Raw genomic sequence first — 25,184 nt, 5'->3', positions numbered from 1 at the left:
CTGGCGTGTCCCCCGTGAACCGGTCCGGTCTGTTTTAGAGTCCTGATTGCCCTGTTGAGGGCAGAGAAGGGACGATGAGGATCATGGCAGGACGCAAGCGCCACTCGGCAGAGGACATTGTGCGCAAGTTGCGCCGGGCTGACGAGTTGGCGGCGCAGGGCAAGACCGGCGAGGAGATCGCCGCCGACCTCGAGGTGTCGGCAGCGACGTTGTACAACTGGCGCCGCCAGTACGGCGGCATGGACGGTGACGCGGCCAAGGAGCTCAAGGAGCTGCGTGAGCAGAACGGCCGGCTCAAGCGGCTGCTCGCCGATGCCGAGTTGGAGAAGGACGCGCTACGGGAGATCGCCAAGGGAAAATTCTGAGCCCAACCGCCAAACGCGCCGCCATCGACATGCTCAAAGACGTGATGAACATGTCAGAACGCAAGGCGTGCAAGGTTGTTGGGCTTGCTCGTTCAGCGTATCGTCAACTGCCGCAAGCGCACACCCCGGCTGACCCGGATGCTGGCCTGCGCCAGCAGCTACGAACCTACGCCCGTCAGAACCCACGCCACGGGTTCCGTCGGGCGTGGGCCTGGCTACGTTTCGACGAAGGCGACACCGTGAACAAGAAGAAGGTCCACCGGCTGTGGAAGGAAGAAGGATTGCAGGTGCGCCGGGCGCCGCGGCGTAAACGGGCCGGCCAGTCGTCGGTGCCGATTGTCACCGCGGACGCACCGAAAGTGGTGTGGGCATTGGACTTTCAGTTCGACTCCACTGTCGACGGACACAAGATCAAGATCGCGTCCATGGTCGATGAACACACCCGGATGTCGCTGCTCAACATTGTGGATCGCTCGATCGCCGCCGACCGGTTGATCGAGGAGTTGAAGAAGACCTTCGCGATCTGGGGTGGCCCACCGAAGGTGCTGCGCATGGACAACGGCCCTGAGTTCATCTCTGAGGCCCTCCAGACGTTCTGTGCAGGGTCGGTGGGGATCTCCTACATTCCGCCTGGCACGCCGTGGAACAACGGGTTCATCGAGTCGTTCAACAACCGGTTGCGCGACGAGTGTTTGAACCGCAACTGCTGGCCCACCCTGTTGGAGGCCCGCGTGGTCATCGAAGACTTCAAAGACGACCACAACCACCGACACCGCCACTCAGCGCTGGGCTACAAGACCCCGGCCGAGTACGCTGCCCGATGCACCCACCAGCACCACCCCGTGGGCTGCGAGATCGACTGACCGACCGCAAGAAAGAACTGGCTCTAGGACCGACTGGACCGGTTATCGGGGACCTGCCACTACGTCCACACCGTCATCGACGACCACTCCCGCGTCGCCTACGCCGAGATCCACGACGACGAAACAGCCCACACCGCCACAGCGGTCCTGGCCAGGGCCGTCAAGTGGTTCAACGCCCGCGGGGTGACCGTCGAGCGGGTCCTGTCGGACAACGGTGGCGCCTATCGCTCACACCTGTGGCGCGACACCTGCGCCGAGCTGGGAATCAGGCACAAACGGACCAGGCCGTATCGCCCGCAGACCAACGGCAAGATCGAGCGCTTCCACCGCACCCTGGCCGACGGCTGGGCCTACGCCCGCTGCTACACCTCCGAGACGGAGCGTCGCGGCGAACTCGACGGCTGGCTGCACTACTACAACCATCACCGGCCCCACACAGCCTGCAGCAACCAGCCGCCCTTCTCACGATTGACCAACGTGTCCGGTCAGTACAGCTAGCTCCTCGGCAAGGTCAACACCCTCCGGGATGGCCACGTCATCCAGCGAGCCGCTCGATCGGCGAAGCTCGGCGCAGGAGGCCACAAGCGCGTCGTGAACCTCAGAGGTCGTCTTGCCTTCCGATAGCAGCAAGAACAGGTACGCATGAGTATCGAACCGACTGAGTCCGGGTAGCGGAATAGTCGTCTGGACGATCTTATGCAGGTAGAGCTTGGCTGGGCTCTCAGCCCCTGCGTCCTTCCCATCCGACGCCTTCAACCGTTGCTGGATGGCGTCGGCGACCCGGTCCTCATCTGCCGCGATCACGAATGACATCCCTTTAGCAGACAGAAAGAGGCGGATCGCCTCCAGGGTTTCAACCACCGTTTCCGGCAGACATCTATCGAGGTCATCGACCAGGACGACCACACGGGAGATGTGCTGGAGGCCATCCGAGGCGAGCAGCTCCTCGAAGTCCTCGCGGAAGCCTGCAAGGCCACGGTCGGGGGAGTCCTCTTTGTCCGGCTCCTCCTTGATAAGCCCGAGGACGTCGTCGACAGACGGAAGTTGCAGTGCGATACCAGCCTTCGCGGCCACCTTGAATGCTTTCGCCCAGTGCACCCGGCCAGTCAGACGCTTGAGCAGACTCTTAGCTGCATCTCCGGCATCGGTCTTGATCTCCCCAGCGAGGCCATCAAGCACCTCGGTAATGAGGCTCTCTTTCGGTCCGACTGCTGGGTCGTAGCTCCACGGCTGCGTCGGAATGACGAGAACTCGGTCTTGCTCGGAAGCGTTGCGCACGTTGATTTCACGCTGTACAAGCTCCAAGACACTAGTCTTCCCGCTACCCCATGCCCCCGACAGGCCGAGTGCAATCGGATCAAGCGTGTCATCGAGTACCGCATCCACGATCGTCGTGGCGACAGCATCAAAGGAAAGGAGGTCTCGATCTGCGGGTTCGTCGGACCACAGCGGGTATCTGGCATCGGTCATTCTTCCCCCTTGCTGGAGTGCAACGACTCCAAGTCTTTCAGAGCGCCAACTAGTACCTGCTGAGCGATGCGTGCTGTTTCGATACGTGGCGAGAAGTTCTCTTTGAGTTGCTGTCGGGGATGGATATAATTGCGGAAGTTGCGCACCTGATCGGCGTGCTCAGCGACATCGGTACTCAGCATGCCGATATCCTTGGCTACAGCAATAAGTTCAGACAGTGTCCAGCTCTGTATCGGTTTGACCTTCTGATCTCGACCCCTCGGTGCCGCACCACTGGTGGCGAAAGTCGGCGCCTGTGCTACTGCAAGTTCCGCCAGCAACCCTTCGAGTGTGCTTCCTACGAGGAAGATCACGGAGAGCGGCGCATCAGCTTTCATCGCCCGATCAATCTCGGCCAGCCGCGCCTGTACAACATCGGTTGCCGTGAGCGCGCTCGGGAGCGCGGAGAGGTCGACCGTGCCGAAATTCTTGTTCAGGAAGGCGGTGTCAACCGAGACGCCGGACTCCCTGGCTGCACTAAACTCAGATCGGAGCTGGTCGTGCATGCGTTGCTCGGCCTCGCCAATCGACTCGTCGGCAATGAGCTTGCCATCTTTCCAGTAGTCGAGCAGTTCGAGATTGAGCTTGGCAATGGTCGCATCCGGGAGCTCCTGCCACATTCGGCGGAGCAGATTCGCCTTGGAGTCGTAGTCCTCGACGTACGGGTCGACACCAATAGCCGTGACAACGAAATCCCTAAACGTCGCATTCGTGAAGTCCAGTACGTAGCCACCACCCATACCAAACAAGGTCTCAAGTCTGCGCTTTGTGAGGTTGTTGAGATTAGCCACGTCCAGGCCACTCCTCAGCGCCAAGCGGTGCCGCATTGAGCTGGTCTCGCCGGCTACGCCAATCCGGTAGGTGCTGATCCATCAGGCTGGTGAACCTCTCGCCGTGGTTACGTTCGAAGTAGTGCGTCATCTCGTGGACGACGATGTATTCCAGGCAATCGGGGTGCTTCTTGGCGAGCTCGACGTTGAACCAGATGTGTCGGGTCTCGCGGTTGCAAGAACCCCACTTGGTCTTCATTCGTCGGATGGTCCATTTCGGCACGGTGACGTCGAGGGTCTGCTCCCACCTGGTGATGAGTTCGGGGATCACCTGGCGAAGCTGGTCGCGGTACCACCTGTCGAGATAGATGCGTCGCTTCTCGGCCGAGGTGTCGGCGGGTACGTAGAGCGCGAGCCGTTCGCCGTCGACCTCGAAATGCGCCCGACCGGGCCGCTCGACGACCTTGAGCCGGCGACGAACGCCCCACACGTAGTGCGACTCGCCGGTCACCATCTCGCGCTCGGACTGCCGCTCGGCGGACCGCAGCTTATCGCGTTGCCGCTTGATCCATGGCAGACGCTGGATCACGGCGAGGCGCACAGCATCGTCGTCGAGTCGTGCTGGTGCAGCCACCCGCACGCGGCCCAGCGGTGGATAGACACCGATGTGCAGGTTCTTGATGTCCTTGTAGATGACGTCGATGTCGATGCCGCGGATAGTGAGGTAGGCGTTAGCGGTACTCATCGCGCGCCTTCACCAGGTCAAACAATTCGTCGAGTCGGTCAAATCCATCGGGTAGCGTGCGGCTGATCGCTCGCTTGACGACCTTTTCCTTCATCGTGTTGCCGACCCAGTCGTGCGGCTTGCTCGTCAGGATCGCGGTGTCCACCTGGATCGGTGTTGCCGGATCGGGCCAGCCGAAGTCGATCAGGGCGCGTCGTGCGCCGTTGTCAGCCCAGTCGGGATACTTGGTGTCTGACTCTTTGGTGCCGAGCTGCTTCGCCGCGTCGAGGAGCTTGGCCAGGTACTCCTGGTAGTCGATGGCCTGCTGTCGGCGCTGTTCGATGATGGCGTCGAGCAGTTCGCTCATCTTGTCGTAGTACTTGGGATTCATCGCGTGCTCGTCGATGATCACCTTGCGCATGTTGTTAGTGATGGTCTCGGCGACTGCGTCGGGGTCCTTCTTAATCCCGGCAGGCAGCTTGTCGATCGCACCCGCACCGAGCTTGACGATTAGATCGATCAGGCCCGTATCTTCGAAGTTGGAGACGACTTCGGAAGCGCCGGCCTGGATATAGGTGTCGAGCAGGAACCGCATGCCGGCTTCGTACTGCTTGAAGTCGACGTCCTCACCCGCGCCGAGCTTCACTTCAGCCCGCACGTCGACGTAGTGCGCGATCTCCGTTTTGATCGCCGCAGCCTCGGCCACGCTGTAGCCAGCGGCGGTCATGTCGTTGGCCAGATTGGCGTAGGCGCGAGTGGCGGCCGCGACGGCCTTGTACAGTTCGACGCGCTTCGGCTCGTTGACCTTGAGCTGGTCGGCGTTGCCCTGCTCCGCGGCGCAGAAGTACTGCTGATACTGCAAGGTGTTCTTCGGTAGCGCAACGGGTTCGACGAGAGCGCGGATGCGTTCGAGGGCTTCGTCGAGGTTCTCACGAGCCTTCTCGATGCGGTCGGACAGCAGTCCCTCGATGTCCTTCTTCTCGTAGCCGTCCAGCGCACCTGAGGTGTAGTCGTCGACGGCGTTCTCGATGGAGTTGAACAGGTCTTGGTAGTCGACGATGTAGCCGTAGTCCTTGTCGTCACCGTCGAGGCGGTTGACGCGGCAGATGGCCTGGAAGAGGCCGTGATCGCGCATCTTCTTGTCGATGTAGAGGTAGGTAGCGCTTGGCGCGTCGAAGCCAGTCAGTAGCTTGTCGACCACGATCAGCAGCCGCATCTGGCCGGGGTTCTCGATGAACTGGCGCTTGACGGCCTGCTCGAACTCCTCGACCTTGTTCAATGCAGTGTCTTCGGGTTCATCGAAGTAGTCGGCCAGCATCTTGCGGTAGATGTCGTATTGGCGGATCTTCTCAGTCTTGCCTGCGCCGGAGTCTTCCTTGGCGATGTCGCTGGCGTTCGGGGTGTAGCTGGTGACGATGGCGCACTTGCCCTTGAAGCCGGCCGCGACGAACATCTCGTAGAACTTGCAGGCCTGGTAGATGCTCGAGCCTACGAGCATGGCGTTGCCGCGACCGTCCATCAGGCGGGGCTTGGTCTCCATGTCGAGCAGGATGTCGTTGACGATCTGCTTGGCGCGCGGCTCGGAGGAGACAACCTTCTGCATGGTGCCCCAACGCTTCTTGAGCTCGGCCTTGCTGAGATCGGTCATACCCTTGGTTTTGACCTCGAACCACTTGTCGACCTGTGCCGGACTGGTCAGCTCCTGGTCGATGCTGCGGGCCTCGTACTGCAGGTCCAGCACCACGCCGTCAGCAACGGCTTCGTCGAACTTGTAGGTGTGAATGAACGAGCCGAAGGTCTCGATACTGGTGGCCTTGTCGGCCTTCAGCAGTGGCGTGCCGGTGAAGCCGATGAACATAGCCTCCGGCAACAGCTCCTTCATCGCCGTGTGCATCTTGCCGGACTGGGTGCGGTGCGCCTCGTCGACGAAGACGAAGATGTTGCCCTTGGCCTTGAAGTCCTTCGGGATGGTCGCGTGCAGTTCCTTGATGAAGTCGGCGGTCGCCTCGTCGTCTTCACCGTCGCTGTCGGCGGCGCGGAACTTATGGACGAGGGAGCAGATCAGCCACTGCTCGCTGGCGTTGAGCGAACTGATGAGGTCGGCGCCGCTCTTAGTGCGGTAGATCTGCTCATTGACGCCGTTAAAGACCTTCTCGATCTGGTCGTCGAGTTCGGTGCGGTCAGTGATCAGCAGCACCCGGGCGTCGGGCTGGTTCTCGCGAATCCACTTAGCGAGCCACACCATTGTCAGGGACTTGCCTGAGCCTTGGGTGTGCCAGATGATGCCGCCTTCGCGCTTGGCGATGCGGTCTTGGGCGGCTTTGACGCCGAAGTACTGGTTGTGTCGTGGGCCCTTCTTGACACCCGCGTCGAAGACGACGAAGTTGTGAATCAGTTCCAGCAGCCGCGGCTTGCTACACATTTGCAGCAACGCCCGGTCGAGCGGGTCAGCGACGTCGGAAGGTTCTTTCCACTCCAGCCAGTACTTCTCCGGTGTGTCGATGACGCCGTAGCGCAGTCCTTCGACGTCGTTGCCGGCGAAGACGAACTGCACGGTCGAGAAGAACGACCGGATGAACTCCGGCTTCTGGTTTCCGATGGTCTGCCGGATGCCTTCGGATACAGCGACTTTGGAGCGCTTGAGTTCCAGCGTGGCGAGCGCCAGGCCGTTGACGTAGAGCACTACGTCCGGGCGCTTGGTGTGCTGGCCGGCGACGGTGACTTCCTCAACGACGACGAAGTGGTTGGCGTCTGGGTTCTTCCAGTCGATCAGCCAGACGGTCTCGGTCTGTTCGCCCACGCCGGGCTTGACCTTCACGCCGTAACGCAGCAGCCTGTAGACGTCCCTGTTCGCCTCGTAGAGGTCGTGGCCAGCGCCGACTGAGGCGGCTTTGCCGAGCTGGCCGAGGGCGCGGTTGATGAGGTTGTCGTCGTAGCCACGAGCGCGCAGGTTCTGCGTCAGCAGGCCAGTCTCGACATTCGAGTTGCCCTCGCGGTACTCCCAGTTGCCGAGGTACTCGTAGCCAAGCTGATCGCGAAACAGCGCCACCACTCGGCTCTGGGCTTTTCGTTCAATCTGTCCTACATCACTCATTGCTCACCTCCTGCTTCATCGCCTCCTCAACTCCTTCGGTTTCCCACTGTCCATATGTTCTTCGTGTGTTCTGCACCTGCCACTCGGTGCGGCCGTTGGCGCTGCGGCCAGCCACAATCGCGGCAGCGGCACTCGGGCTGGCGAACACGTGGTTGCGGGTGAAGCGCATTGCCGAGCCATCGGGTGTTGGCACGAGCGTGCCGTCCTGCTCCAGCTTCGCCCGCAGACTGGTGTAACTGTGCCCCTCGCCGCCGGTCCACTTCAATCGGGCGATGGAGCCTTCGAGCACGGTGAACTCGCCGTCGACTTCCTGCGCGGTCGCAGTGATACCGGACTTCTTGAGCGTCATCTCGAACAACGGTGAATCGGTCCGTGTGCTAACAGCCTCGACTCGTGATGCTGTCGTGGTCGTTGCCGGTGAACGGAAGATGTTCACTCCGAGTACTGGCAGGACGATCTTGGCCTGCTCGATGAAGTACTCCATGTCCGACACGTCAGCTTCGGGCAGCACGATCGGCGGCGGCGTAGTGCCGTTGGCGAGCCGGGCGCGGCTGGCCTGCAGGGCCAGCGCGATGAACCGACTTTCTAGGTAGCGGGCGTGCGCCTTCGTCAGGTTGGTGTCTTTGCTGGTCAGCACGATGGCTCGATCCCAGAAGTCTTTGCCGTTCTGGTCTTCCGAGCGAGCGTGCTGATACAGGCGCTTGCTGACGTCATCACCTTCGCCGATATAGGCCAACTGGCCACCGAGACTGTCCGGGTTATCGCCGAGCAGGATATAGATGCCGGTCCGAGTCGCCTCGGGGCGCTTCAACAGTGCCGCAAGGTCCGAACGCGGAGCAGCCACAACATGACCGGTCCAGTTCATGATCTCGGCCGTCAGCAAGCCGCCCGGCGTGCCGTCAGCCAGAAACAGGCGAACAGACTTACCAGCGCTCATGAAGCTGACTCCACGTCAGACTGATCGACCCAGCGAGCCAGGACACTGAGGGCTGCGAGGTACTCCAGTGCTTCCTGCTCCGAAAGCTCCTGATCAACCTCATGACTGAGCGGGTTACGAATACCCGCGAACACGCCCTCGGCCAGGGCCATGGCACCACGCTGCACCGACTTATAGGTGTCGCTACCGTCGTCTTTCATGCGACGAAGGCGCGATTTGCCGACCTTCGGCTCATCCATCGAGAATGCCTGCTTGAACAGGTCAGTCTCGCTCACATCGCGACGGTCTACCCTGTTCTGGGTCTCGGCATTGAGCTTTCGAATCACACCGCCGACTGCTTCGCGATAATGGCCGGACTGCCAGAGCGACTTGGCGCCCTCCCATATCCATGGGTGAAGTTCGGCCGCAGAGAGTTCGGGTGCGTTCTCGCCCAGGTTCTCCTCGATTTCTTGCTTGCGGACTAGCTCCGCTTTTGCGCGGATCGCGGCCTCGTGATGCTGATCCCAGTTTCGGTGCTTGCTTGTAGCTACCTCGGTTCGCCATCTCGGTAGAACTCGCGCAAGGATCTTCTCCACGACTTGCGCTTGGGAGGCTATTTCCTCCTTAGAGCCACGCTCAAAGCTCCCGATGACATTAGGGCTGGGGTGAGGGACAAGCTCGGTCTGATAGATAAATTTCTCTAGCTCAGTGATAGCCCACTCCACGTTCATGATTCAGCCTCCACAGAAAGCCGTGTGCGGCCGGTGAGGAGCTGCTGCATCATGCCCTGCTTGATGGCGCGGGCCTTGGTGAGTCGAACGTGGAGACCTTCGATCTCCAGCTCGGCATCGAGCAAGACATCCGCGATAGCTCGCTGCTCTTCCACTGGCGGGATGGTAAGGGTGAAATTCCGCATGTCGGCGGCATAGAGATGGTAGACGGTTGAGCCGCGTACAAGCTGCAGAACCTGGTCGGCGTCGCGACGGATTGCATGCGCAAGGAATGGGCCGTAAGCGCGTTTAGGTTCCGGTCTGATGATGAGGACGTCGCCGCCCAGTACGACACCGCGTTCATGGATTGCGCTAGCCTTCGCGAGGCCGCGAGGCGTCACGTCAGACGTCGGCATTAAAACGTCGAGATCTTCAGAAATCACCACCCGTCCGGTCGGATTCGTACGGCTTGCGACAGTATGAATTTCCGGACCGTAGAACGTAAATAGCTCACCGTAATGGATGCAGGGAGTCGAACCTGACGTCGTCAGCGCAGATTTCGGCAGCCCAGAGCCTTTGCTGAACCGCGCAATATCGCCCAGGGCGATGTCCGTCCATCGCGCCGTGAACCCTGGCAGGCGGGTGCGGCCGGTCAGGAGTTGCTGCATCATGCCCTGCTTGATCGCCTGCTTCTTGGCGATGAGGCGTTCGAGGGTGGCGATCAGATCGTCGGCATCACGAAGCGCGTTAGCAATGCACCGCTGTTCCTTCAGCGGCGGCGTGGGGATATGGAGCTGTTCAAGCTTCTTGCGCTGAATCCCGAGAGCTGTTGAACCAGATGAATTCTGGGTAAGGAGGGATTGAAATTCCGGAGACTGCAAAACCTGAGTAAAGAAGGCCTTGTCGAAAAGGCTTGGTCGTGGGCGCAGTAGAACGGTGCGCTGGCTCAGGACATAGCGCCGAGCGTCGGGGACCGCGGCAACATTGCCTAGCGGCGCTTCGGTGGTGACGAGGGTGTCACCCTGCTCCATATCGCCTTGAGTCATCCACCTTCGGTAAAGCGAGTCGGATGCGACATAAAACTCTTCGTCGAAGTCAATCTTACCCATCCGGACATTTCGGGCTGAGATGGCTGGAATATACCCATTCCCCCAATCCATGCCGAGCTTCTTGGGCGTGCGGCCGCGGTAATCCATGATCTTGGCCGTCGCATCGATAATCGTCGTTGTCGTCCAAGCAGAGCTGGCGGTCATGAACGAACCCCCATTGCGTCGAGGTGGCTCGCAACCATGGCTTCGAGGCGGTCCAGCTCAGCGTCGAGATCGCCGACGGTCGTCGCATAGCGTTCACCAAGCTGCTGAATACGTGCAACAAGATCGAGCGTGAGGGCTTCGACTTCACCCGCGATACGACGCTCCACGACGGCCCGCCACTTGTCGTCGAGAACGAGATCCTTGATGTCATCCTCGGTCAGGTCGCCGTACTTCCTGAGCGTGGCGAGGTCGAGATCCGCCTGTGCGTCCTTGACCGCCTTCTTAGCCGAGGCTTCGGCGTTGTACAGCTTGCTGGCGTACTGCAACGCCTTGACCTCGTCGGGATCGCCGCCAGTCTTGATCGCCTTCAATCGTGCGGCGACCAGCGCCTTGGAGATCTTGCCATCATCCATGGCGTCGGCGAGCAGTCCGTCTTCGACGGCGTGTTCTTCGGTGTACTCCTCGACGGCGCGGGTGGCTTCTTCGGCTGCAGCGGTGAGGTTGTCGATGGTGGCCTGTTTGGCGGCGAAGTAGCGCGCCACGATCAGTGATGGTGGGATGAGGTCCATCTTGTACTTGGTGGCGCTACGGCCAGAGCCAACGACCAGGTCGGGGGTTTCGGAGAGCTTGCGCTCCTTGTCTTCGATGGTCTTGCGCGGCTTGGCGGCGTTCAGCCAGCCGTCGGCCATGACCAGGTAGACGTCGTCGTGCATGGTGTCGTGCCAGTAGGTCATGAGTTGCTCGTAGACGTCGTACTCGTCGAGCAGTGGCATCGGCTTGAAACGCTCCAGCAAGTCGTCGCCGATAGTTGCGATCAACTCGTTCGGCTTCGTGTCGGCAGTGAGGCCGGCCAGTGCGTCGCGGCGCGCAGCGAACCAGTCCGCCACAATGCCCGTGGCTTCGTCACGCAGCTTGTGGAAACCGGGTGCGTCGAAGATCGCCTGCTGCACTGCGCTGACGTCGATGGCCAGATCGCTGTAGCCGGGGCGGTTCGGCGCGAAGATCTGGCTGCGGAGCTGCGGGAACGCGTCCCAGTAGTTCTGGCGTGCGTCGAGGTCGCGATCCGGAATGCCGCCATGCAGGTGGGCGCTGAGGTCCTGCAGGTCCTCGGGTTCGGAGGAGTCGATGTAGCGCGGGATGTTGAGGTTGTAGTCGTTCTTGGCGTCGGCGATCTCGCTCATCGGCACCATGCGCGAGTAACGGTCGATCTCGATCTGCTTGTTGAAGGTGTCGACAACCTTGTGGAGGTCCTGGCTGCGTAGGCGGTTCTTGTTGCCGTCCTTCATGAAGCCCTTGGAGGCGTCGATCATGAAGACGCCGGTGCGGGCCTGGGCGTTCTCCTTGTCGAGGATGACCACGCAGGCCGGAATACCGGTGCCGTAGAACAGGTTTGCCGGCAGGCCGATGATGCCCTTGATGAAACCCTGCTTGAGCAAGCGAGTGCGGATGGTGGCCTCGGCGTTGCCACGGAACAGCACGCCGTGCGGCAGGATGATCGCCGCCTTGCCGGTGCTCTTGAGCGAGGTCAGCGCGTGGAGCAGGAAGGCATAGTCGCCGTTCTTCTCCGGCGGGCGGCCGTACTCGAAGCGGCCGTAGTCGTTCTCGAGGCCGTTGTTCCAGGACTTCACCGAGAACGGCGGGTTCATGACGATGTAGTCGAAGGTCCGCAGGTGGTCACCCTTGGTGAACTGCGGGCTGGTGATGGTGTCGCCCTTTTCGATCTCGGCGATCTCGTTGCCGTGCAGGATCATGTTCATCCTGGACAGCGCCCAGGTGGCGTTGTCCTTCTCCTGGCCGTAGATCGTCATGCCGCGGGGCGCCTCGGCGGCAGCCTTGAGTAGCAGCGAACCGGAGCCACAGGCCGGGTCGTAGACAGTCTGGTCCTGGCGGGTGTTCGGGCCGATGCCGACCACCTTGGCGAGGATGCGGGAGACCTCGGCCGGCGTGTAGAACTGGCCCTTGCTCTTGCCGGACTCGGTGGCGAAGTGGCGCATCAGGTACTCGTAGGCGTCGCCAAGCAGGTCGTCACCCTCGGCGCGCGAGCCGCGGAAGTCGAGGTCGTTGAAGATGGTGACCAGCTTGGAGAGGCGGTCCTGCATCTCCTTGCCCTTGCCGAGCTTCTCTTCGTCGTTGAAGTCGGCCTGGTCGATGACGTTGCGCAGGTCGTTGGCTTCGGCGAGCTTGGCGATGATCTTGTTGAAGCGGTCGCCGATCTCCTTGTCGCCCTTGGCGGCGAGCATGTCGTCGAACGAGCCACCTGCGGGCACTTCGATGAGGCTGTTGACGTCGGTCTTGGCCTTGTCGGACACGTACTTCACGAACAGCAGCGTCAGGATGTAGTCCTTGTACTGGCTGGCGTCCATGCCGCCACGAAGCTGGTCGCAACTTGCCCACAGTGATGAGTAGAGATCCGACTTCTTAAGCGCCACAGCTGGTCTTCCTGTTGTGTCTGTAGGCATTTGTGATGCCATTTTACCATTTTCGAACAAGTGTGCGAATATTCTTGGCTCGCCGTTTGGTCGCGTCTCAGCATGCCAGAGGGGGCTGACAGAACCGCGTGATCCATACCGGCTGGCCGTTACTCAGCGCGCTTGCGGCGCTGAGTCACTCCATCGCTCCCGTCCCACCTGACAAGTCGCTCCAGCCCTTGGACGTCGAACTCGGCGGCACCCGAGGCGATCATCGATCCGTAGTCGTCAACGAATGCGCGTACCGCGCCGTTGACCACACGATGCGCGTCGGCTCGTGCATCGAGTGCCTCGTCGAGCTTCTCCTGGCTCAGTCGGGGCTCGGTGGGATCGTAGGGCCATGCCTTGAGCCGCTCGACGCGCAAAATCTCGGCCCGAAGCCGGTAGACGTGCGCCCATAATCGCGACAGCGCTTCCTCACGCTCGGCCTTGTCGTGAGCGGCAACATCGCCGGCCGAAATGTATGGCGTGTCACCAGAAATCTCGACCGGCCCTGGCGTCGGTGTGGTGCGTGGCGCGTAGTCCTGCGAGTCGGCGTGCAGCTGCCGGGTAAGCTCCTGCACGATCTTCGGCTCGATCCGCTTGCGAAAGTGGTCGACCTCGCGACTCATCTCCGAAGCGGCTCGTTCGCGTCGCGCTGTCAGGGTGAGGCCTCGAACGCCGGGCGTCAGTCCGAACAGGATCCAGGCTGAGGAGGTGCCATCGCCCGGCGTCCCCGGCGCACATGCTGGTCGTCCCCGTGTTCTGCGGCGTGTGGTGGCGACGCCACGCTGCGCGGGCTGGTCAGTGGTTCGTGAGACCCTGTTCGAACTATTGCGAGCGCGAGAGAGGGTGCGGTGCGTGACGGAGCACGATGGCGCGGTTCCGCGGGGGAGAGGTCCGGTGTCGACGGGTGGCGGTGAGGCTGCTGACCGGCTGCGTTGGGGGTGGGTCGTTGGTGTGGTCGCGGTCGGCCTGAGCGCCGTCGCCGTGGCGTGTGCGTTACCACTGATGCTCGGTGACGAGTTCGGGAAGTGGCAGGGCATTCTCGCCAGCACGCTCGCTGCTGCTGGTGTGAATGTGCTCCTGGCGGCGGTACTGATATGGATCGAACGCAACATCGTCCAGCAGGTTCGTGTCGCCGCGTCGGAGAGTGCGACGGCAGCTGTCGAAGAGGGGACCAGAGATCTCCGCGAGAACACTGCGCACCTCGCTCAACGTCTCGACGAGATCGATGACCAGCTGAAACAGCGTCGCGATCAGCGTCAGGCGCAGCGCACCGAGATGCTCGCCAGCCTGGGACAAGGAGCGAGCTGGGAGAGCCTGGTCTCGGTGCTGCGTGAGGCCAACGACCTCAACGCTGTTGTAGACCGCGAGATCACCGCACCGCTCACCGAAGACGTCGACGTGGACGCGCCACGAATCACAGCTCACCTGACCAACTGGGGTGCAGCACACGATGGCCAACTTCCAGGCCCTGGCGAGACGGAGCCTGTCCTCGTCATGACCGTGTCTGCCGGCAAGAACTCGGCGTCGGTGATCTGGAAAGAAGGTGAATCCCCAGGGGACATGCTCGACGCATTGACTCACGAGCTGGACCGTGAAGGGGGCATGAACAGTGCTGTGCCCGCTGTTGCCGCCGCAGCGGTCTTCCCCAGCCTGGAAACAGCTTTGGCGCAAGCCATTATCACGAGAACTGATTCCAGCCCGTGGTTCACCGGATGCATGCTCGAGCGCCTCGACGACGATTGGGTGGTCACCGATCAAGGCCTGGAATCCCGAACGTCTGGACTTGTCCTGTCACTCAACGACGTTCCTAGCCCCATCGCGTTCTTGACGCGCCGCCCAACCACAGAACCGGAACCGGAACCCGGCCCGCCTGAGGGCGTCGACGTCGACCCCGACTTCTGGAAAGTTGCGGTAGCCCGTACCTACCACCACGCCCACACTCGTAGTCACCGTAGGAGGATGGGGCCGCTCGGGTACCGCTGATGGATCTTCGGCAGGACTGGCTCGTATTCACAGTCGAGAAGGCAAGGGCGGGTGGCGTAGAGTGAGGCCGCAGATGGATGAGACACAAGGGTCTCTGGTCCACGCACAGTTGAAAGGACGCGTCGATGACGGCGCTAATGATGAGCACAGTTGATGCAGCACACGCGCGGTGCGCCCGCCTGGCGGTGGGCTTGCGTGAATCCGATCTCGAGCAGCTCGCCGGTATGCCGGCGGGCAGCGTTGCCGGATGGGAGTCGGGACGACTCCCGTTCCCCGACAGCGCTAATGAGTTGCTCGAGGAGATCACCGCGGCCGCGGCCGCCGAGACGGTCCGTCTGATCGAAGTCGCCGCCACCACGGGGACGATCACCACGTTCGCCGGCAACGACGTCGTCGCCGCGCACACCGATGGGCGCATCCGCCTCGAAGGAGTACATCGGGTGTGCGCTGGCCGCGCGGCGATGGCGGTGCCGACGGCGAGGGTCGTGCGCCGCGACGTCGACGGCACCGAACGCCAGGCGTGGCTGCTGTGCGTGACCGCAGCCTGCGGGATCGGCCTGGGGCAGATGCAGCGCTGGTTCGATGTTCGCAAACGCGGCGTGCAGTACTGGATGTTCGGCGACCGTCCCGCGCCGGCGTCGGTGCTGGCCGACATCGCCGAGATCGCCGCGGCGGTGCGCGCACACATCGATGAACTCGCCGCCGACATCGATCCGGACGACCCGATCGTGTGGGTGTGTGCCACCGATGAGCAGATGGATCGCCAGTGGCCGGCGCGCGAGCAGCTTCCGTTGCCCACCCACCAGGTGTGCGCCGCACGCGCCGCGGCCGGCGTTGACGGCGCGCGGCTGGTGTTTCTGCCAAGCTGAATGGTGTGAGTTCCACGCGGACGGCCTACACCGGGCACGGGGTCATCGACCTCGAGGCCGGGCCGGTCGACGATGCGGCGATCAAGTCCGCCGGCCTGGTGGCCGAGAAGTTCTACGACGCGATGGAACAGACCCGCATTGGCGCCGACCTGTCTGATCGGGTCCTCGAGGACGACACCTCGCGCAACCGTGCGGCCCGCGACCGCGATCGCGCGTTCCCCCGCGACACCTCGACCGTCGACGATGACCGCAAACGCCGGCAGCTGCCCGCCCGCGGAGAGTTCCGCAGCGATCTGTCCTCACGGCAACGCAAAGACCGCTCAGCGGCCAAACGCCGCGTCCATGAGACCGCCCCGCAGAGCCAGATACGTGAGATGAGTTGGGCGGTCCGTGATCCGCAGCGGTGGAAGCATCTGAACTCGTCGCTGCGTGCAGCGACCGGTGATGCCCAACAGTTGCCCGAGCGTGATCGCCGCTCGGTGCAACGCCTGGACCGGCTGATCCAAAGCTACGAACGCGATAGCGGCCGTGGGCATGTGGTGTACGCGGTCGTCGAGCTGCCCACCGACAACCCGGTCACCCGCCGCCGGGATGTGCCGGCCACGTTGCAGCCCGGGGCGCGGATCTCGTTCGACCAGTACACGATGGCCACCCACACCCTGCACGAAGCTGCTGTGGTGGCTGACCGCCGCCGCGCCGAAGGCGGCGGCTCAGGTGCGTCGACGGTGATCCTGGAGATCGAAACATCCCGAGGCATGTACCTGGGCCGCTCGGACAGTGTCAACGACACCAGCCACATCCTTCCCCGCGGACTGGGGATGCGGGTGGCCGGCATCGACGAGCACGCCGACTATGCCCGCCCCGGAGGTCACGACTCCACCCTGGTCGTGCAGCTGCGCGACACCCCACGCGATCCCGACTACCAACCACCGATTACCGGCCGCCGGCTGTTTTCCGACCGTCGAGCTGCCGCCGCCGCGCGTGCAGCGGCCCGAGACACCAAGGAGCCCTGACCATGTCTGCTACCCGCCCACCCAAAGACCTCCCCCCGATCCCACCGCGAAAGAAGAAGGGCGAGCCCCTGGGGCGTGGCCGGTGGAACGATGTGCTGATCGTGCACGACGACATACGCTTCGGTATCAACAGCTTCCGCTCGGTCGAGCCCGGCGACCCCAACGCCGACAACGAAACCCCTGAGGTGCCGCACATCAACACCGCCGCCTCCCGCCGCCGCAAGCGCTAACAGGAGGGCCAGCAGTACCGATGCCCGGCGGCGACGGTCTCGACCCCGGATTGGACCTCACCGCGCTGCGGGCGGTCCGCGGCCGACGTTCCGACGGTGCCGCGGTGCTCGCCCAGATCGCCGACTATCGCGATCGTCACGGCGGGATGTGGGTGGCCTGGTCGGGTGGCAAGGACAGCACCGTGGTGGTCGATCTGGCTCGCCGCGTGGACCCGGCGGTGCCGGTGGTGTTCTACGACTGCGGCCTGGACTTCCCCGAAACCCGCACCTACCTCGCCGATCTCGCCGCCGCGTGGGAGCTGAATCTGCACGTGGTGCCGACCGAACCCGATCTGCTCACCCTGCTCATCGCGGCCGGCGACCTCGACCCGACCGCGCCGACCCGGCACCTCGAGGTGGACATGCGCCAGGCAATGATCACCGCGCCGGCTGCCCGTGCGCATGCCGTGTTCGGGCCGGCCAACCTGTGGGGTGTTCGTGCCGACGAATCCGCCGGCCGCCGCCACCTCTACCGCACTCAGGTCGCCCGCCACAGCGGCGACGTACCTCGCGGTATGGTGCGCCGAGGCGACGGCACCAGCAGCTTCGGGCCTATCTGGAACTGGAGCACCGAACAGGTGTGGCAGTACAGCGCCGCTCGCAACATCCCGCCGAACCCGCTCTACGCCACACTCGCATCCCTCGGCGCCGATACCCACACCGCCAGGGTCAATGCCATGATCGACCCCTCCCGCCTGGACAACGGCCACATCACCCGCCTTGCCGCCGGTTGGCCCGACATCTACCACCGACTTGTCGAGGTGCTGCCGAGGCTGGCCGAATACCGATAAGCGAGCAACGCGGCCCGCATGCGTGGTTATCCGTGAGAGCGGTTCTTCCGCTTCTCGATGAGGGTGTTGGCTGTCACCTCGCGCACCTTGAAATCCAGTGTGGTCAAGGGGAAGAGCCAGTAGTTGACGGCCACTCGGTGCTGCTCGGTGGGTGCCGTGGAGGTGTCCAGAAACGCTGTGACGATCTCGGAGTTGATCGTGCGGGCATCTTTCCAGCGGATCTCGCGCGGAGTCTCCTCGAGGGCGCGCGCTTCCCACCAACTGGTCCAGGCGGCCTTCGTCGCTTCGACCCCCGCGAGTGAGGTGACGCCGATCGCGTCGAGGGCGAGCAGAAGAGTGACCGCCCGTGAGGGACGCTGGGGCAGGGACGTCGTCTCGGCGTAGACCGAGTGGCGAGGGGACTGCCAGCGCAGCTCGAAACGGTTCTCACTATCGGCGACGAGATCAACGTAGAGCGACGATTCCCGGTGGTGGTCAAGTTCGTTGTACATGATCCAGTCGACGTTGTTCGGACCGTCGAGATAGCGTCTGTCGCGGTAGGAGTCGACGTATCGCTGCGCCTCGACGAGGTCATCCAGTCTGGCCTCATACGCCGCAACGTAGATCGCTCGGGCCCGGTGGTCGTAGAACCGACGCTGTAGCGCTGTCAGCCTGTCGTTGGCGATCTTCTCGGCCCGGATGACGTCGAACAGCATCATCGCCAACCCCGCCTGTTCATCAGCCAGAAGCTCGATCACCTTGGCCGACCGGTGCCGGCCGGACTCCCGCAGCAACGCGGCGTCGGCGGTCAGGACCGCGACGTGCTCGGCGATCGCGGGCAGACCCTCAGCGATGACGGGCATGCGGGCAGCTCCGGAGAGGTTGAATAGTCGTACGAGGGCACGTGGTTCCACCTGGTCATTGTGCCGGGTCGGGCGGTTGTGGGGACAGCGACTTTTGGTGGGTCCTGTGGGGGCCGGCGAATCTCAGGGGCCTGGCCGTACCGGGCGACCCCGGTATGAGGTTAGACCGCCGTATTGCGTTGTGGCGGTGGTGGTTTGCTGTCGGTGGTGTGGGTTAGTGTGTGGATCAGTTCCGGTGAGACATAAGGGTCTCGCCGGAGCCTCGATCCGAAGGAGTCCCGCATGGGGATGGATGTGTTTGGGCGGGCGCCGAGCGCGCCGGTGGGTGAGTACTTCCGTAACAACGTGTGGTGGTGGCGGCCGTTGGCGGAGTTCGTGTGCGAGCGGTATCCCGAGCTTGCTGCGGGGTGTGAGTACTGGCAGTCCAACGACGGTGACGGCCTGGATGCTGCGGCCTCGGGCGAGCTGGCGGCGCGGTTGCGCGCGGATCTGGCTTCGGGGGTGGTGGCCGAGTACGAACGGGCCTACACCGCCCGTCTGGAGGCGTTGCCGGATGAGACGTGCTGGCTGTGTGCGGGTAGCGGGGTGCGTACCGATGAGGTCGGGGTGCAGATGGGCCGGGACCGTCCGCGTGACCCTGAGACCGGGCAGGGCGGCTGCAATGGGTGCGCCGGTACCGGCACGCAGCGGCCCTCGGAGACCAGTTATCCGTTCAGCGCCGAGAACGTGGCCGAGTTCGCCGAGTTCCTCGCCGCCTGCGGCGGATTCCGGATCTGCTGAGGCAGGGGCAGGCAAGTGACGACGACACCGCAACAGCCACGGACGCCCGCACACGGCGTTCTGGAACTGTCCAGCGACGGCGAAGACGATGAGAGGCTGCGCTTGGCCCTCGACGGCTTCGAGACCTACGTGTATCTGGTCATCGACGGCGCCTACTACGGGGCGTTGAGCATCCGGCCGCACCCGGCACGGCATGGGTGGCAGCTCGAGCTGGGCCAGTACAGCCAGGTGACGCAGGACTGGGCCAGGCGGAACCCGATCGGGCGGCTGGGTGGCTGGATCGAGTGCGGGGACAACGGCTACTACGCGGTGATTGACGGGGCGCCGGCGTTCACCGAGGACGGTGGGTGGCCGATCGCGTTCGACACTGCGCAGGAAGCCCACGTGTCGTTGGTGACCGCGCTGCGCCAGTTGGGCCGTGACTACACCAGCGTGGTCCACACCGATGTGATCGACCTACGGCGCGGTGAGGAACGCGACGACCCGGCAGGAGACGTGCCGCTGAACCTCTGATCGCCACGCCAGGGCCGGGTGCGGGTACTCGTCGGGGCCTCCGACGACTACCTGCACCCGGCCTACCGGGCGGACCCCGGTATGAGGTCCGCCCGGGTGTATTGCGTTGTGGCGGTGCTGGATTGTTGTCGGTGGCGGCGGCTAGTGTGTGGGTTAGTTCCGATGAGACATCAGGGTCTCGCCGGGCGATTCCCGAAGGGGTGTTGTGGCGATGGATGTTGCCGAGTTGTTCGCAGAGGTCCGTGATTCGTTGGCGGATGTGTTCGCCTCGATCGAGTGGGCAGAGGATGAGATCGCGGCGGCGCAGCGGCGCTGGCCTGCTCGCTCGGATGCGTTGTTCCATTCGTTCTCGCTGATCCGGCCGCCGGTCGAGTTGCTGGAGCGATTGAGTGTGGAACCGGTGTACCGGGCCTATGCCCGGGAACTGCTCGATCGGGTCGGCCAGGAGCAGGACACCCGCCCTGGTACGGCGGTGGAGGTGTGCTTGGGGCTGCGGGAAGCGAGCCTGCGGGCGCCGCTGAGTCATGACGGGTTCGGGCTGTATGCGCGGATGTGGGATGCCGCCGGGCTGCCGGAGGTCGACGGCGTCACCGACATGCGCGCCCATTACGAGGCGATCAGCGCCGACGCCCTGGACGAGGCCGAAACCTATGCGCGCCGCCACATCAGCCGCCCCGACCGGGTCCTGGAGGTCACCGGGTGCTGCGGACAGCATCACGGCGTCGAGGTCGCGTGCGTCTACGCCAGCACCGACGGCGAGGCCGCCGCGTGAGCGCCCCCGACATCGCGCCGGTCTTCACGGTCGAGGTCACCGAGACGACCACGACCCGCTACCGCGTCCGGGCCGCCGATGCCGATCGCGCGCAGGACGTCGCGACCGGCCACAACATCGAGGAGGGGAGCGAGGGCGGCGAGGTCGTCGCCTACGAGCGCGAGGCCGAGGCGTTCCCCGAGGCCCCCACCGAGGCGCGCAGCGCTCTGGCGGTGATCACCGATCCTGACGACCCGCCAGCGGTGACGGTGAGCGAGATCGCTGATCAGATCCCGGCCCGCGCCGCGCAGCTGGCGTGCGCTCAGATGATGACCGCCCTCGGCGGTCAGGCCGAGTGGACCAGCGACACCATCGAATGGGTCGCCGCGCATCTGGTCCGCATCGCCCCGCACTGGGTGCCGACGTTCACCGACTCCGGGACCACAACCGACGCGGTCGACTTCTGGCAGACCGTCGACCTGGCGGCCACCGACAGCGCCGAGGTCGCCGCCGACGGCCAGGACAGGGCCTGGTTGGCGCTCAGTGAGGCGCTGGCGGACCATCGGCGGTTGGCCGGGCAGATCAGTGCGGCGTCGGAGGCGTGCGACACGGGGCTGCTGACGGCCCTGGAGATGGATGAGGTCGACTACCTCAAACGGGTGCGCGACGCCGCTGAGGGGGTGCGTCGTGGCTGATGCGAAGTACCCGCGCCGCGACGGCGAGGACCCGGGCGCGCACTACATCGAAGAAGCGGTGTCGGTGTACCTGATGCGCCACCCCTCGCAGGACCGGTGGGTCATCGACCCGCTGACCATCGACGGTTGCGCGTTGGATTCGACCCACGACACCTACCCGTCCAACGTCGAATGCCAGTGTGGGCAAGACGATGCGGTGTGCGACATGGTCACCAATCGCATGGCCGGGCAGCCGTTGCCGTCGGGCGAGGAACTGATGGTGATGCTCGCCGACGCGCTGGGCTACCAGGTGACGCGGGCAGGTGAGTCGCAGTGACCATCGACCAGCAGGCGGCGAGTCCGGTGGTGTTCAGCGAAACCGGGGAGCGGGCTCGGGTGGCGTTGTCGTCGCATCTGACGGTGCGCAATCTCGTTGAGCGCCATACCGAGTTGGCGGCGTTGCGCACCCTGTATGAGGTGATGTGTAGCAACGGGTGGGTAGCGATCCACGTCGACATCGAAGAGTGCTCGGCGATCGAAACACTCGCGCTGGCCGACGGCGAGCGCTGCTACCTGGGTGCCGACAACGACCTCGACGCCATCAACGATGTGATGTTCGAGGTCGTCGGCAACTGCCCACGACGCATCTTTCGCTACCTCGACGGAGAGTACTGGGCCGATCGCGGGGACGTGCGCGCGGCGATCGACTCAGCGCTACGCGCCCAGGTCCCCGCCGGATGGCCGCCCATCGGATAGCGACTTTGACCCCGATTTTGGGGGAGGTGACAGAGTGTCGCCTCCCCCAAAATCGCAGGTCGACAGAGGCAATACACCGGGCCGACCCCGGTATGAGGTCGGTCCGGTGTATTGCGTTGTGGCGGTGCTGGATTGTTGTCGGTGGGTGCGGTTAGTGTGTGGGTTAGTTCCGATGAGACATGAGGGTCTCGCCGGATTTCCTGAGAGGACAGTGTCATGACTGTTGCGCAGTGGGATGGACGTTCGTTGGCCGCGGATCTGGCCTATGTGAAGCGCGTGACCGGGTTGTCGGCGCGCCGCGGTGTGTTGGCGCCGTTGCGGACGGTGACGATCGCCGCGCTCGGCGGGGTGGGCACGCTGACCCACTACAACTACGACGCCGGGGTGGTGGTGCGCGGGCAGGTGCAGGGCGGTCTGGAGGCGACCACGGTGGACTTCCCCGAACTCGCCGCCGCGGTCAAAGCTGCGGGGCGCGGGGTGGTCGAGCTCGAGCGCGACGGGGGTCGGTTGGTGGTGGCCGGCCCCGACGGGCGGTCGTCGGTGGCGGTGTTCGCCAAGCCTGAGGACGTGCCGGTGATGCCCACCGTCGGCGGGACGGCGGTGCTGGTGGCCGATACCGCGGTGTTCGCCACGGCGGTGGGCGCGGTGGCGCCGGCGGCCGGTGATGACGTGACGCTGCCGATGCTGACCGGTGTGCACATCGACGCCGACGACGCCGGGGTGGTGTCGCTGGCCACCACCGACAGGTTCCGGCTGGCGGCAACGGAGTTGGCCACGGCCGCCCCCGCGACACTGGAGGCGCCGGTGTTGGTGCCGGCGAAGGTCCTCGCGGCGGCCGCGGCACGGGTGGCCAAGCGCGAGGGCGCGGTGAGTGTGTACGTCGACGGCGGGAACGTGCGCGTCAGCGGCCCCGACAGTGACGTCGTGGTCCGGGCGCTGGATTGCCAGTTCCCGCGGTGGCGCAACCTGCTGCCGGGTGCTGGTGATGACCGGATGCGCGCGCGGATCGCCGCGCCGGATCTCGCGCGCCGGCTCAAGAAACTGTCGGTGTTCTCGGTGCGGGTCACGATGGCGACCGACACCGTGCGGGTGGAGGCCGGCGACCTCGAGACCGGACAGGTCTCGACGACCTTCGACGTGGCCGCCCACGACGTCGACGACCGCGTGGTCGGGATGGTCGCCGGCTACAACCCGGAATACCTGGCATCGCTGCTGGCGTGCGCCCCGGGCGAGGTCGAACTGACGTGGTCGCCGACCGCGCCGACGTCGCGGCCGATGACCATCGAGTTCGATCGGGTGCGTCATCTGTTGATGCCGGTCCGGTTGCCCGGCGCCGAGCCCGGCGCTGCCGCCGCGTAACCCACCCAGCGGGACAGGCGCCGGCACCCACCGATCGGGGTGCCGGCGCCGAGCCGTCCCGGCAGGCCCGACCGGCTGTACCGGGCGGACCCCGGTATGAGGTCGGCCCGGTGTATTGCGTTGTGGCGGTGCTGGATTGTTGTCGGTGGGTGCCGTTAGTGTGTGGGTTAGTTCCGGTGAGACATAAGGGTCTGGGCCGGACACCTAAACCGAGAGGGGTCGTCATGACGAGGACTGCGGATGTGTCGGGTGTGCGGATCGATACCGAGGGCGCGGTGTCACAGGTGATCGCCGAGGGCGGCGACACGCTGAGCATGTTGCAGGCCGGGGTGGGCGGGTACGTCGATGTGGTGCGCCTGCCCGGCGGCATCGATATGTGGGTCGGTGATGAGGCCGCTTACACCCAACCCGTCAATGCGTGGGCGTCGGTGCTCAACGGGATTCTGCACGGGCAGCCGGTGATCTGGGGGCCGGTGGTGTTCGCGTCGTCCACCGACGCGGGGGACACCGTCTCACTCAACGGTGAGCAGGTCGCGCGCCTGGCCGCGTGGTTCGCCGATGAGGTCGAGGCTCCCGACGTCGCTGCCGCGATCACCGGTCTGGGCGGTGTCGAGACCCCGGCGGGGGTGCAGTGATGCCCGCCTCTACCGCGCCCGCTGTGTCCGCCCCTGCCGCGACTTCGGCGTGTGTGTGCTGGCGGGTAGGCACGGTCCCGCACGCGGGGCACTGCTGTTTCGACGGGCCCGCCGAGGCATACCAGGACGACGCCGTACTGCCCCCGTGCGGGCACTGGCACCCCGCCCTAACGCTGGCCGACATCACCGGGCAGCACAGCATCACAGACCACCCGGCGAGACATCAGGGTCTCACCGGGGCACATGGAGGGAAAGTCGCATGACGACAATGGAAGTCAGCCACGGACTCAACGGGCACGCTGCTGAGCAGGTGTGGCCGTCGATCGGTGAGGGTGTGTTGAATCTGCCGAACCCGATCACCGACGCGGGGGCGTGGGTGCCCGCCGAGGACGTGCGGCGGGTCGAGGCCGAGGTCGAGCGTCTGCGGGAAGAGTTGCGCCGGGCCGAGCTGGACCGGGACACCGCCCGTGAAGAGGCGTCGTGCCTGGCGAGAGAGGACCGGGCGCGCAACGAGGCGGCCTGCGAGTGGGCCGACGAGAACGATCTGTGCAGCCAGTTTGAGCAGTTCTGCGATCAATTCGGCTGGCAGGGTCGCGTCGACGATCTCGAGGTCACGGTCGACGTGACGGTGCAGGTGTCGGTGCTGGCGTCTGATGTCCCGCGCAACGAGCAGGAGAGCTATTGCCTGGAGCAACGCATCGACGATGACGCGATCCGGGAGAAGCTGAGCGAGGGCGCGTTCTCGCTCACATCGACGTCGATCAGCGATTGGGACCGGGTCTAGCGGCCCGCTGAGAGCCACCGTGGCGGGGCAGGTGAGCGCCCAACTCGGCTACCCCGCCACGGTGCCCGGTCCAGACTCCCAGACACCGACAGGCAGAAGGGGAGGGAGGGTGCATGGTTGGGGGTCCCCTCCCTCCCCTGTGCGAGCGCTCTCTCGTTGGGTGTGGCAACAGAGCAACGCGACGGTAACGATAGCAAACCGCCGATCCGCTGACATGACCGGCGCGCGCCGGCCTTTTTTGGTTGCATGTGCAATGAACGGTCGTGGTGGTCTCAGATTCCCGTAGGGAATCGATTGTGTGGCAATGGGTTTCAATTCTGTTGTGCGGTAGTATGTTTCATATGGAGTCAGAGAGCGCCCGCAGGGCGGTCGGTGGGTGTGGGTGCAGGGTCGGCCGCAGGCCGACACGGCAGGGTCCAGGCCCGTTGCATGGCAGGAGTCGTGATAGACTGAGCGACATGAAACACGTTGCACCACAACCACCTTGCCGGTGTTGTGGCCATGG

The 25,184-nt window shown here is 64.2% G+C and carries 25 protein-coding genes and 1 pseudogene; 16 read left to right on the top strand and 10 right to left on the bottom strand.

Going from position 1 to position 25,184, the window contains the following annotated elements; all coding sequences use genetic code 11:
• The first annotated feature begins 83 nt into the window (after positions 1-83).
• Positions 84-1,228 (top strand): IS3 family transposase gene (locus AB4Z55_RS00525; protein WP_099047927.1). Its coding sequence is split into 2 segments (ribosomal slippage): positions 84-351 and positions 351-1,228, totalling 1,146 coding nucleotides; the frame shifts between segments, so codons are not numbered across the junction.
• Positions 1,229-1,288: 60 nt separating this feature from the next.
• Positions 1,289-1,726 (top strand): annotated as a pseudogene (locus AB4Z55_RS00520) (integrase core domain-containing protein); the annotation flags it as partial.
• On the opposite strand, the gene AB4Z55_RS00515 reads toward AB4Z55_RS00520, so the two are convergent.
• The 9 genes from AB4Z55_RS00515 to AB4Z55_RS00475 form a co-directional block, all read right to left on the bottom strand.
• Positions 1,691-2,698: a P-loop NTPase fold protein gene (locus tag AB4Z55_RS00515; RefSeq protein WP_369518900.1), complete on the bottom strand. Its 1,008-nt coding sequence runs from the start codon at positions 2,696-2,698 to the stop codon at positions 1,691-1,693. The pseudogene AB4Z55_RS00520 and the gene AB4Z55_RS00515 overlap by 36 nt on opposite strands.
• Positions 2,695-3,528 carry a hypothetical protein gene (locus AB4Z55_RS00510; protein WP_369518899.1) on the bottom strand — a complete coding sequence of 278 codons (834 nt, stop codon included), beginning with the start codon at positions 3,526-3,528 and terminating at the stop codon, positions 2,695-2,697. Before AB4Z55_RS00510 ends, AB4Z55_RS00515 begins: the two co-directional genes overlap by 4 nt.
• Positions 3,521-4,252 (bottom strand): M48 family metallopeptidase, encoded by a 732-nt coding sequence (locus tag AB4Z55_RS00505; RefSeq protein WP_369518898.1) that lies wholly within the window; start codon positions 4,250-4,252, stop codon positions 3,521-3,523. The genes AB4Z55_RS00510 and AB4Z55_RS00505 overlap by 8 nt, the downstream gene beginning before the upstream one ends.
• Positions 4,239-7,325 carry a type I restriction endonuclease subunit R gene (locus AB4Z55_RS00500; protein ID WP_369518897.1) on the bottom strand — a complete coding sequence of 1,029 codons (3,087 nt, stop codon included), beginning with the start codon at positions 7,323-7,325 and terminating at the stop codon, positions 4,239-4,241. Before AB4Z55_RS00500 ends, AB4Z55_RS00505 begins: the two co-directional genes overlap by 14 nt.
• Positions 7,318-8,262 carry a GIY-YIG nuclease family protein gene (locus tag AB4Z55_RS00495; RefSeq protein ID WP_369518896.1) on the bottom strand — a complete coding sequence of 315 codons (945 nt, stop codon included), beginning with the start codon at positions 8,260-8,262 and terminating at the stop codon, positions 7,318-7,320. Before AB4Z55_RS00495 ends, AB4Z55_RS00500 begins: the two co-directional genes overlap by 8 nt.
• On the bottom strand, positions 8,259-8,972 hold the full coding sequence (locus tag AB4Z55_RS00490) for a TIGR02391 family protein (protein ID WP_369518895.1): 714 nt from the start codon (positions 8,970-8,972) through the stop codon (positions 8,259-8,261). Before AB4Z55_RS00490 ends, AB4Z55_RS00495 begins: the two co-directional genes overlap by 4 nt.
• Positions 8,969-10,204, bottom strand: a complete 1,236-nt coding sequence (locus tag AB4Z55_RS00485) for a restriction endonuclease subunit S (protein WP_369518894.1) — start codon at positions 10,202-10,204, stop codon at positions 8,969-8,971. The genes AB4Z55_RS00490 and AB4Z55_RS00485 overlap by 4 nt, the downstream gene beginning before the upstream one ends.
• Positions 10,201-12,633, bottom strand: a complete 2,433-nt coding sequence (locus AB4Z55_RS00480) for a type I restriction-modification system subunit M (protein WP_369518893.1) — start codon at positions 12,631-12,633, stop codon at positions 10,201-10,203. The genes AB4Z55_RS00485 and AB4Z55_RS00480 overlap by 4 nt, the downstream gene beginning before the upstream one ends.
• Positions 12,634-12,782: 149 nt before the next feature.
• Positions 12,783-13,283 carry a hypothetical protein gene (locus AB4Z55_RS00475; RefSeq protein WP_369518892.1) on the bottom strand — a complete coding sequence of 167 codons (501 nt, stop codon included), beginning with the start codon at positions 13,281-13,283 and terminating at the stop codon, positions 12,783-12,785.
• Positions 13,284-13,554: 271 nt separating this feature from the next.
• On the opposite strand from AB4Z55_RS00475, the gene AB4Z55_RS00470 reads away from it, so the two are divergent.
• From AB4Z55_RS00470 to AB4Z55_RS00450, 5 genes are all read left to right on the top strand, one after another.
• Positions 13,555-14,643 carry a hypothetical protein gene (locus AB4Z55_RS00470; protein ID WP_369518891.1) on the top strand — a complete coding sequence of 363 codons (1,089 nt, stop codon included), beginning with the start codon at positions 13,555-13,557 and terminating at the stop codon, positions 14,641-14,643.
• A gap of 125 nt (positions 14,644-14,768) precedes the next feature.
• A complete protein-coding gene (locus AB4Z55_RS00465; protein ID WP_369518890.1) occupies positions 14,769-15,512 on the top strand; it encodes a hypothetical protein in 744 nt (247 codons plus the stop codon).
• 5 nt (positions 15,513-15,517) lie between these two features.
• A complete protein-coding gene (locus AB4Z55_RS00460; RefSeq protein ID WP_369518889.1) occupies positions 15,518-16,525 on the top strand; it encodes a hypothetical protein in 1,008 nt (335 codons plus the stop codon).
• A 2-nt stretch (positions 16,526-16,527) separates the two neighbouring features.
• The gene (locus tag AB4Z55_RS00455; RefSeq protein WP_280362321.1) at positions 16,528-16,755 is read left to right on the top strand and encodes a hypothetical protein; all 228 of its coding nucleotides are present in this window, start codon (positions 16,528-16,530) and stop codon (positions 16,753-16,755) included.
• Positions 16,756-16,775: 20 nt separating this feature from the next.
• Entirely contained in the window at positions 16,776-17,585 is an 810-nt protein-coding gene (locus tag AB4Z55_RS00450) for a phosphoadenosine phosphosulfate reductase family protein (protein ID WP_369518888.1), read from the top strand.
• Between the two features lie 26 nt (positions 17,586-17,611).
• Here AB4Z55_RS00450 and AB4Z55_RS00445 read toward each other — a convergent pair whose 3' ends face one another.
• Positions 17,612-18,427, bottom strand: a complete 816-nt coding sequence (locus tag AB4Z55_RS00445) for an AbiV family abortive infection protein (protein ID WP_369518887.1) — start codon at positions 18,425-18,427, stop codon at positions 17,612-17,614.
• Between the two features lie 282 nt (positions 18,428-18,709).
• Here AB4Z55_RS00445 and AB4Z55_RS00440 point away from each other — a divergent pair, with 282 nt between their 5' ends.
• The 9 genes from AB4Z55_RS00440 (at position 18,710) to AB4Z55_RS00400 (ending at position 24,679) form a co-directional block, all read left to right on the top strand.
• The gene (locus tag AB4Z55_RS00440; protein WP_369518886.1) at positions 18,710-19,207 is read left to right on the top strand and encodes a hypothetical protein; all 498 of its coding nucleotides are present in this window, start codon (positions 18,710-18,712) and stop codon (positions 19,205-19,207) included.
• A 15-nt stretch (positions 19,208-19,222) separates the two neighbouring features.
• The gene (locus AB4Z55_RS00435; protein WP_247452195.1) at positions 19,223-19,720 is read left to right on the top strand and encodes a hypothetical protein; all 498 of its coding nucleotides are present in this window, start codon (positions 19,223-19,225) and stop codon (positions 19,718-19,720) included.
• Positions 19,721-19,931: 211 nt separating this feature from the next.
• Positions 19,932-20,492: a hypothetical protein gene (locus AB4Z55_RS00430; RefSeq protein WP_369518885.1), complete on the top strand. Its 561-nt coding sequence runs from the start codon at positions 19,932-19,934 to the stop codon at positions 20,490-20,492.
• Positions 20,489-21,166, top strand: coding sequence for a hypothetical protein (locus tag AB4Z55_RS00425; RefSeq protein ID WP_369518884.1), 678 nt, complete (start codon positions 20,489-20,491; stop codon positions 21,164-21,166). Before AB4Z55_RS00430 ends, AB4Z55_RS00425 begins: the two co-directional genes overlap by 4 nt.
• A complete protein-coding gene (locus tag AB4Z55_RS00420) occupies positions 21,159-21,482 on the top strand; it encodes a hypothetical protein (protein WP_369518883.1) in 324 nt (107 codons plus the stop codon). The genes AB4Z55_RS00425 and AB4Z55_RS00420 overlap by 8 nt, the downstream gene beginning before the upstream one ends.
• On the top strand, positions 21,479-21,901 hold the full coding sequence (locus AB4Z55_RS00415) for a hypothetical protein (protein WP_369518882.1): 423 nt from the start codon (positions 21,479-21,481) through the stop codon (positions 21,899-21,901). Before AB4Z55_RS00420 ends, AB4Z55_RS00415 begins: the two co-directional genes overlap by 4 nt.
• 216 nt (positions 21,902-22,117) lie before the next feature.
• A complete protein-coding gene (locus AB4Z55_RS00410) occupies positions 22,118-23,260 on the top strand; it encodes a hypothetical protein (protein ID WP_369518881.1) in 1,143 nt (380 codons plus the stop codon).
• Positions 23,261-23,484: 224 nt separating this feature from the next.
• Positions 23,485-23,895: a DUF3846 domain-containing protein gene (locus tag AB4Z55_RS00405; RefSeq protein ID WP_369518880.1), complete on the top strand. Its 411-nt coding sequence runs from the start codon at positions 23,485-23,487 to the stop codon at positions 23,893-23,895.
• Between the two features lie 259 nt (positions 23,896-24,154).
• The gene (locus AB4Z55_RS00400; RefSeq protein ID WP_369518879.1) at positions 24,155-24,679 is read left to right on the top strand and encodes a hypothetical protein; all 525 of its coding nucleotides are present in this window, start codon (positions 24,155-24,157) and stop codon (positions 24,677-24,679) included.
• Positions 24,680-25,184: the final 505 nt, after the last annotated feature.

Origin of the sequence: Gordonia sp. ABKF26, assembly GCF_041103195.1 — a bacterium.
GTDB lineage: Bacteria > Actinomycetota > Actinomycetes > Mycobacteriales > Mycobacteriaceae > Gordonia > Gordonia terrae.
This window is presented reverse-complemented; position numbering and strand designations above follow the sequence as displayed.

Excerpts from the sequence above, each read along its gene's own strand:
- AB4Z55_RS00515 (WP_369518900.1), bottom strand. The coding sequence starts at position 2,698 with ATGACCGATGCCAGATACCCGCTGTGGTCCGACGAACCCGCAGATCGA.
- AB4Z55_RS00505 (WP_369518898.1), bottom strand. The coding sequence starts at position 4,252 with ATGAGTACCGCTAACGCCTACCTCACTATCCGCGGCATCGACATCGAC.
- AB4Z55_RS00500 (WP_369518897.1), bottom strand. The coding sequence starts at position 7,325 with ATGAGTGATGTAGGACAGATTGAACGAAAAGCCCAGAGCCGAGTGGTG.
- AB4Z55_RS00495 (WP_369518896.1), bottom strand. The coding sequence starts at position 8,262 with ATGAGCGCTGGTAAGTCTGTTCGCCTGTTTCTGGCTGACGGCACGCCG.
- AB4Z55_RS00490 (WP_369518895.1), bottom strand. The coding sequence starts at position 8,972 with ATGAACGTGGAGTGGGCTATCACTGAGCTAGAGAAATTTATCTATCAG.
- AB4Z55_RS00485 (WP_369518894.1), bottom strand. The coding sequence starts at position 10,204 with ATGACCGCCAGCTCTGCTTGGACGACAACGACGATTATCGATGCGACG.
- AB4Z55_RS00475 (WP_369518892.1), bottom strand. The coding sequence starts at position 13,283 with ATGAGTCGCGAGGTCGACCACTTTCGCAAGCGGATCGAGCCGAAGATC.
- AB4Z55_RS00465 (WP_369518890.1), top strand. The coding sequence starts at position 14,769 with ATGACGGCGCTAATGATGAGCACAGTTGATGCAGCACACGCGCGGTGC.
- AB4Z55_RS00455 (WP_280362321.1), top strand. The coding sequence starts at position 16,528 with ATGTCTGCTACCCGCCCACCCAAAGACCTCCCCCCGATCCCACCGCGA.
- AB4Z55_RS00450 (WP_369518888.1), top strand. The coding sequence starts at position 16,776 with ATGCCCGGCGGCGACGGTCTCGACCCCGGATTGGACCTCACCGCGCTG.
- AB4Z55_RS00445 (WP_369518887.1), bottom strand. The coding sequence starts at position 18,427 with ATGCCCGTCATCGCTGAGGGTCTGCCCGCGATCGCCGAGCACGTCGCG.
- AB4Z55_RS00440 (WP_369518886.1), top strand. The coding sequence starts at position 18,710 with ATGGGGATGGATGTGTTTGGGCGGGCGCCGAGCGCGCCGGTGGGTGAG.
- AB4Z55_RS00430 (WP_369518885.1), top strand. The coding sequence starts at position 19,932 with ATGGATGTTGCCGAGTTGTTCGCAGAGGTCCGTGATTCGTTGGCGGAT.
- AB4Z55_RS00410 (WP_369518881.1), top strand. The coding sequence starts at position 22,118 with ATGACTGTTGCGCAGTGGGATGGACGTTCGTTGGCCGCGGATCTGGCC.
- AB4Z55_RS00405 (WP_369518880.1), top strand. The coding sequence starts at position 23,485 with ATGACGAGGACTGCGGATGTGTCGGGTGTGCGGATCGATACCGAGGGC.
- AB4Z55_RS00400 (WP_369518879.1), top strand. The coding sequence starts at position 24,155 with ATGACGACAATGGAAGTCAGCCACGGACTCAACGGGCACGCTGCTGAG.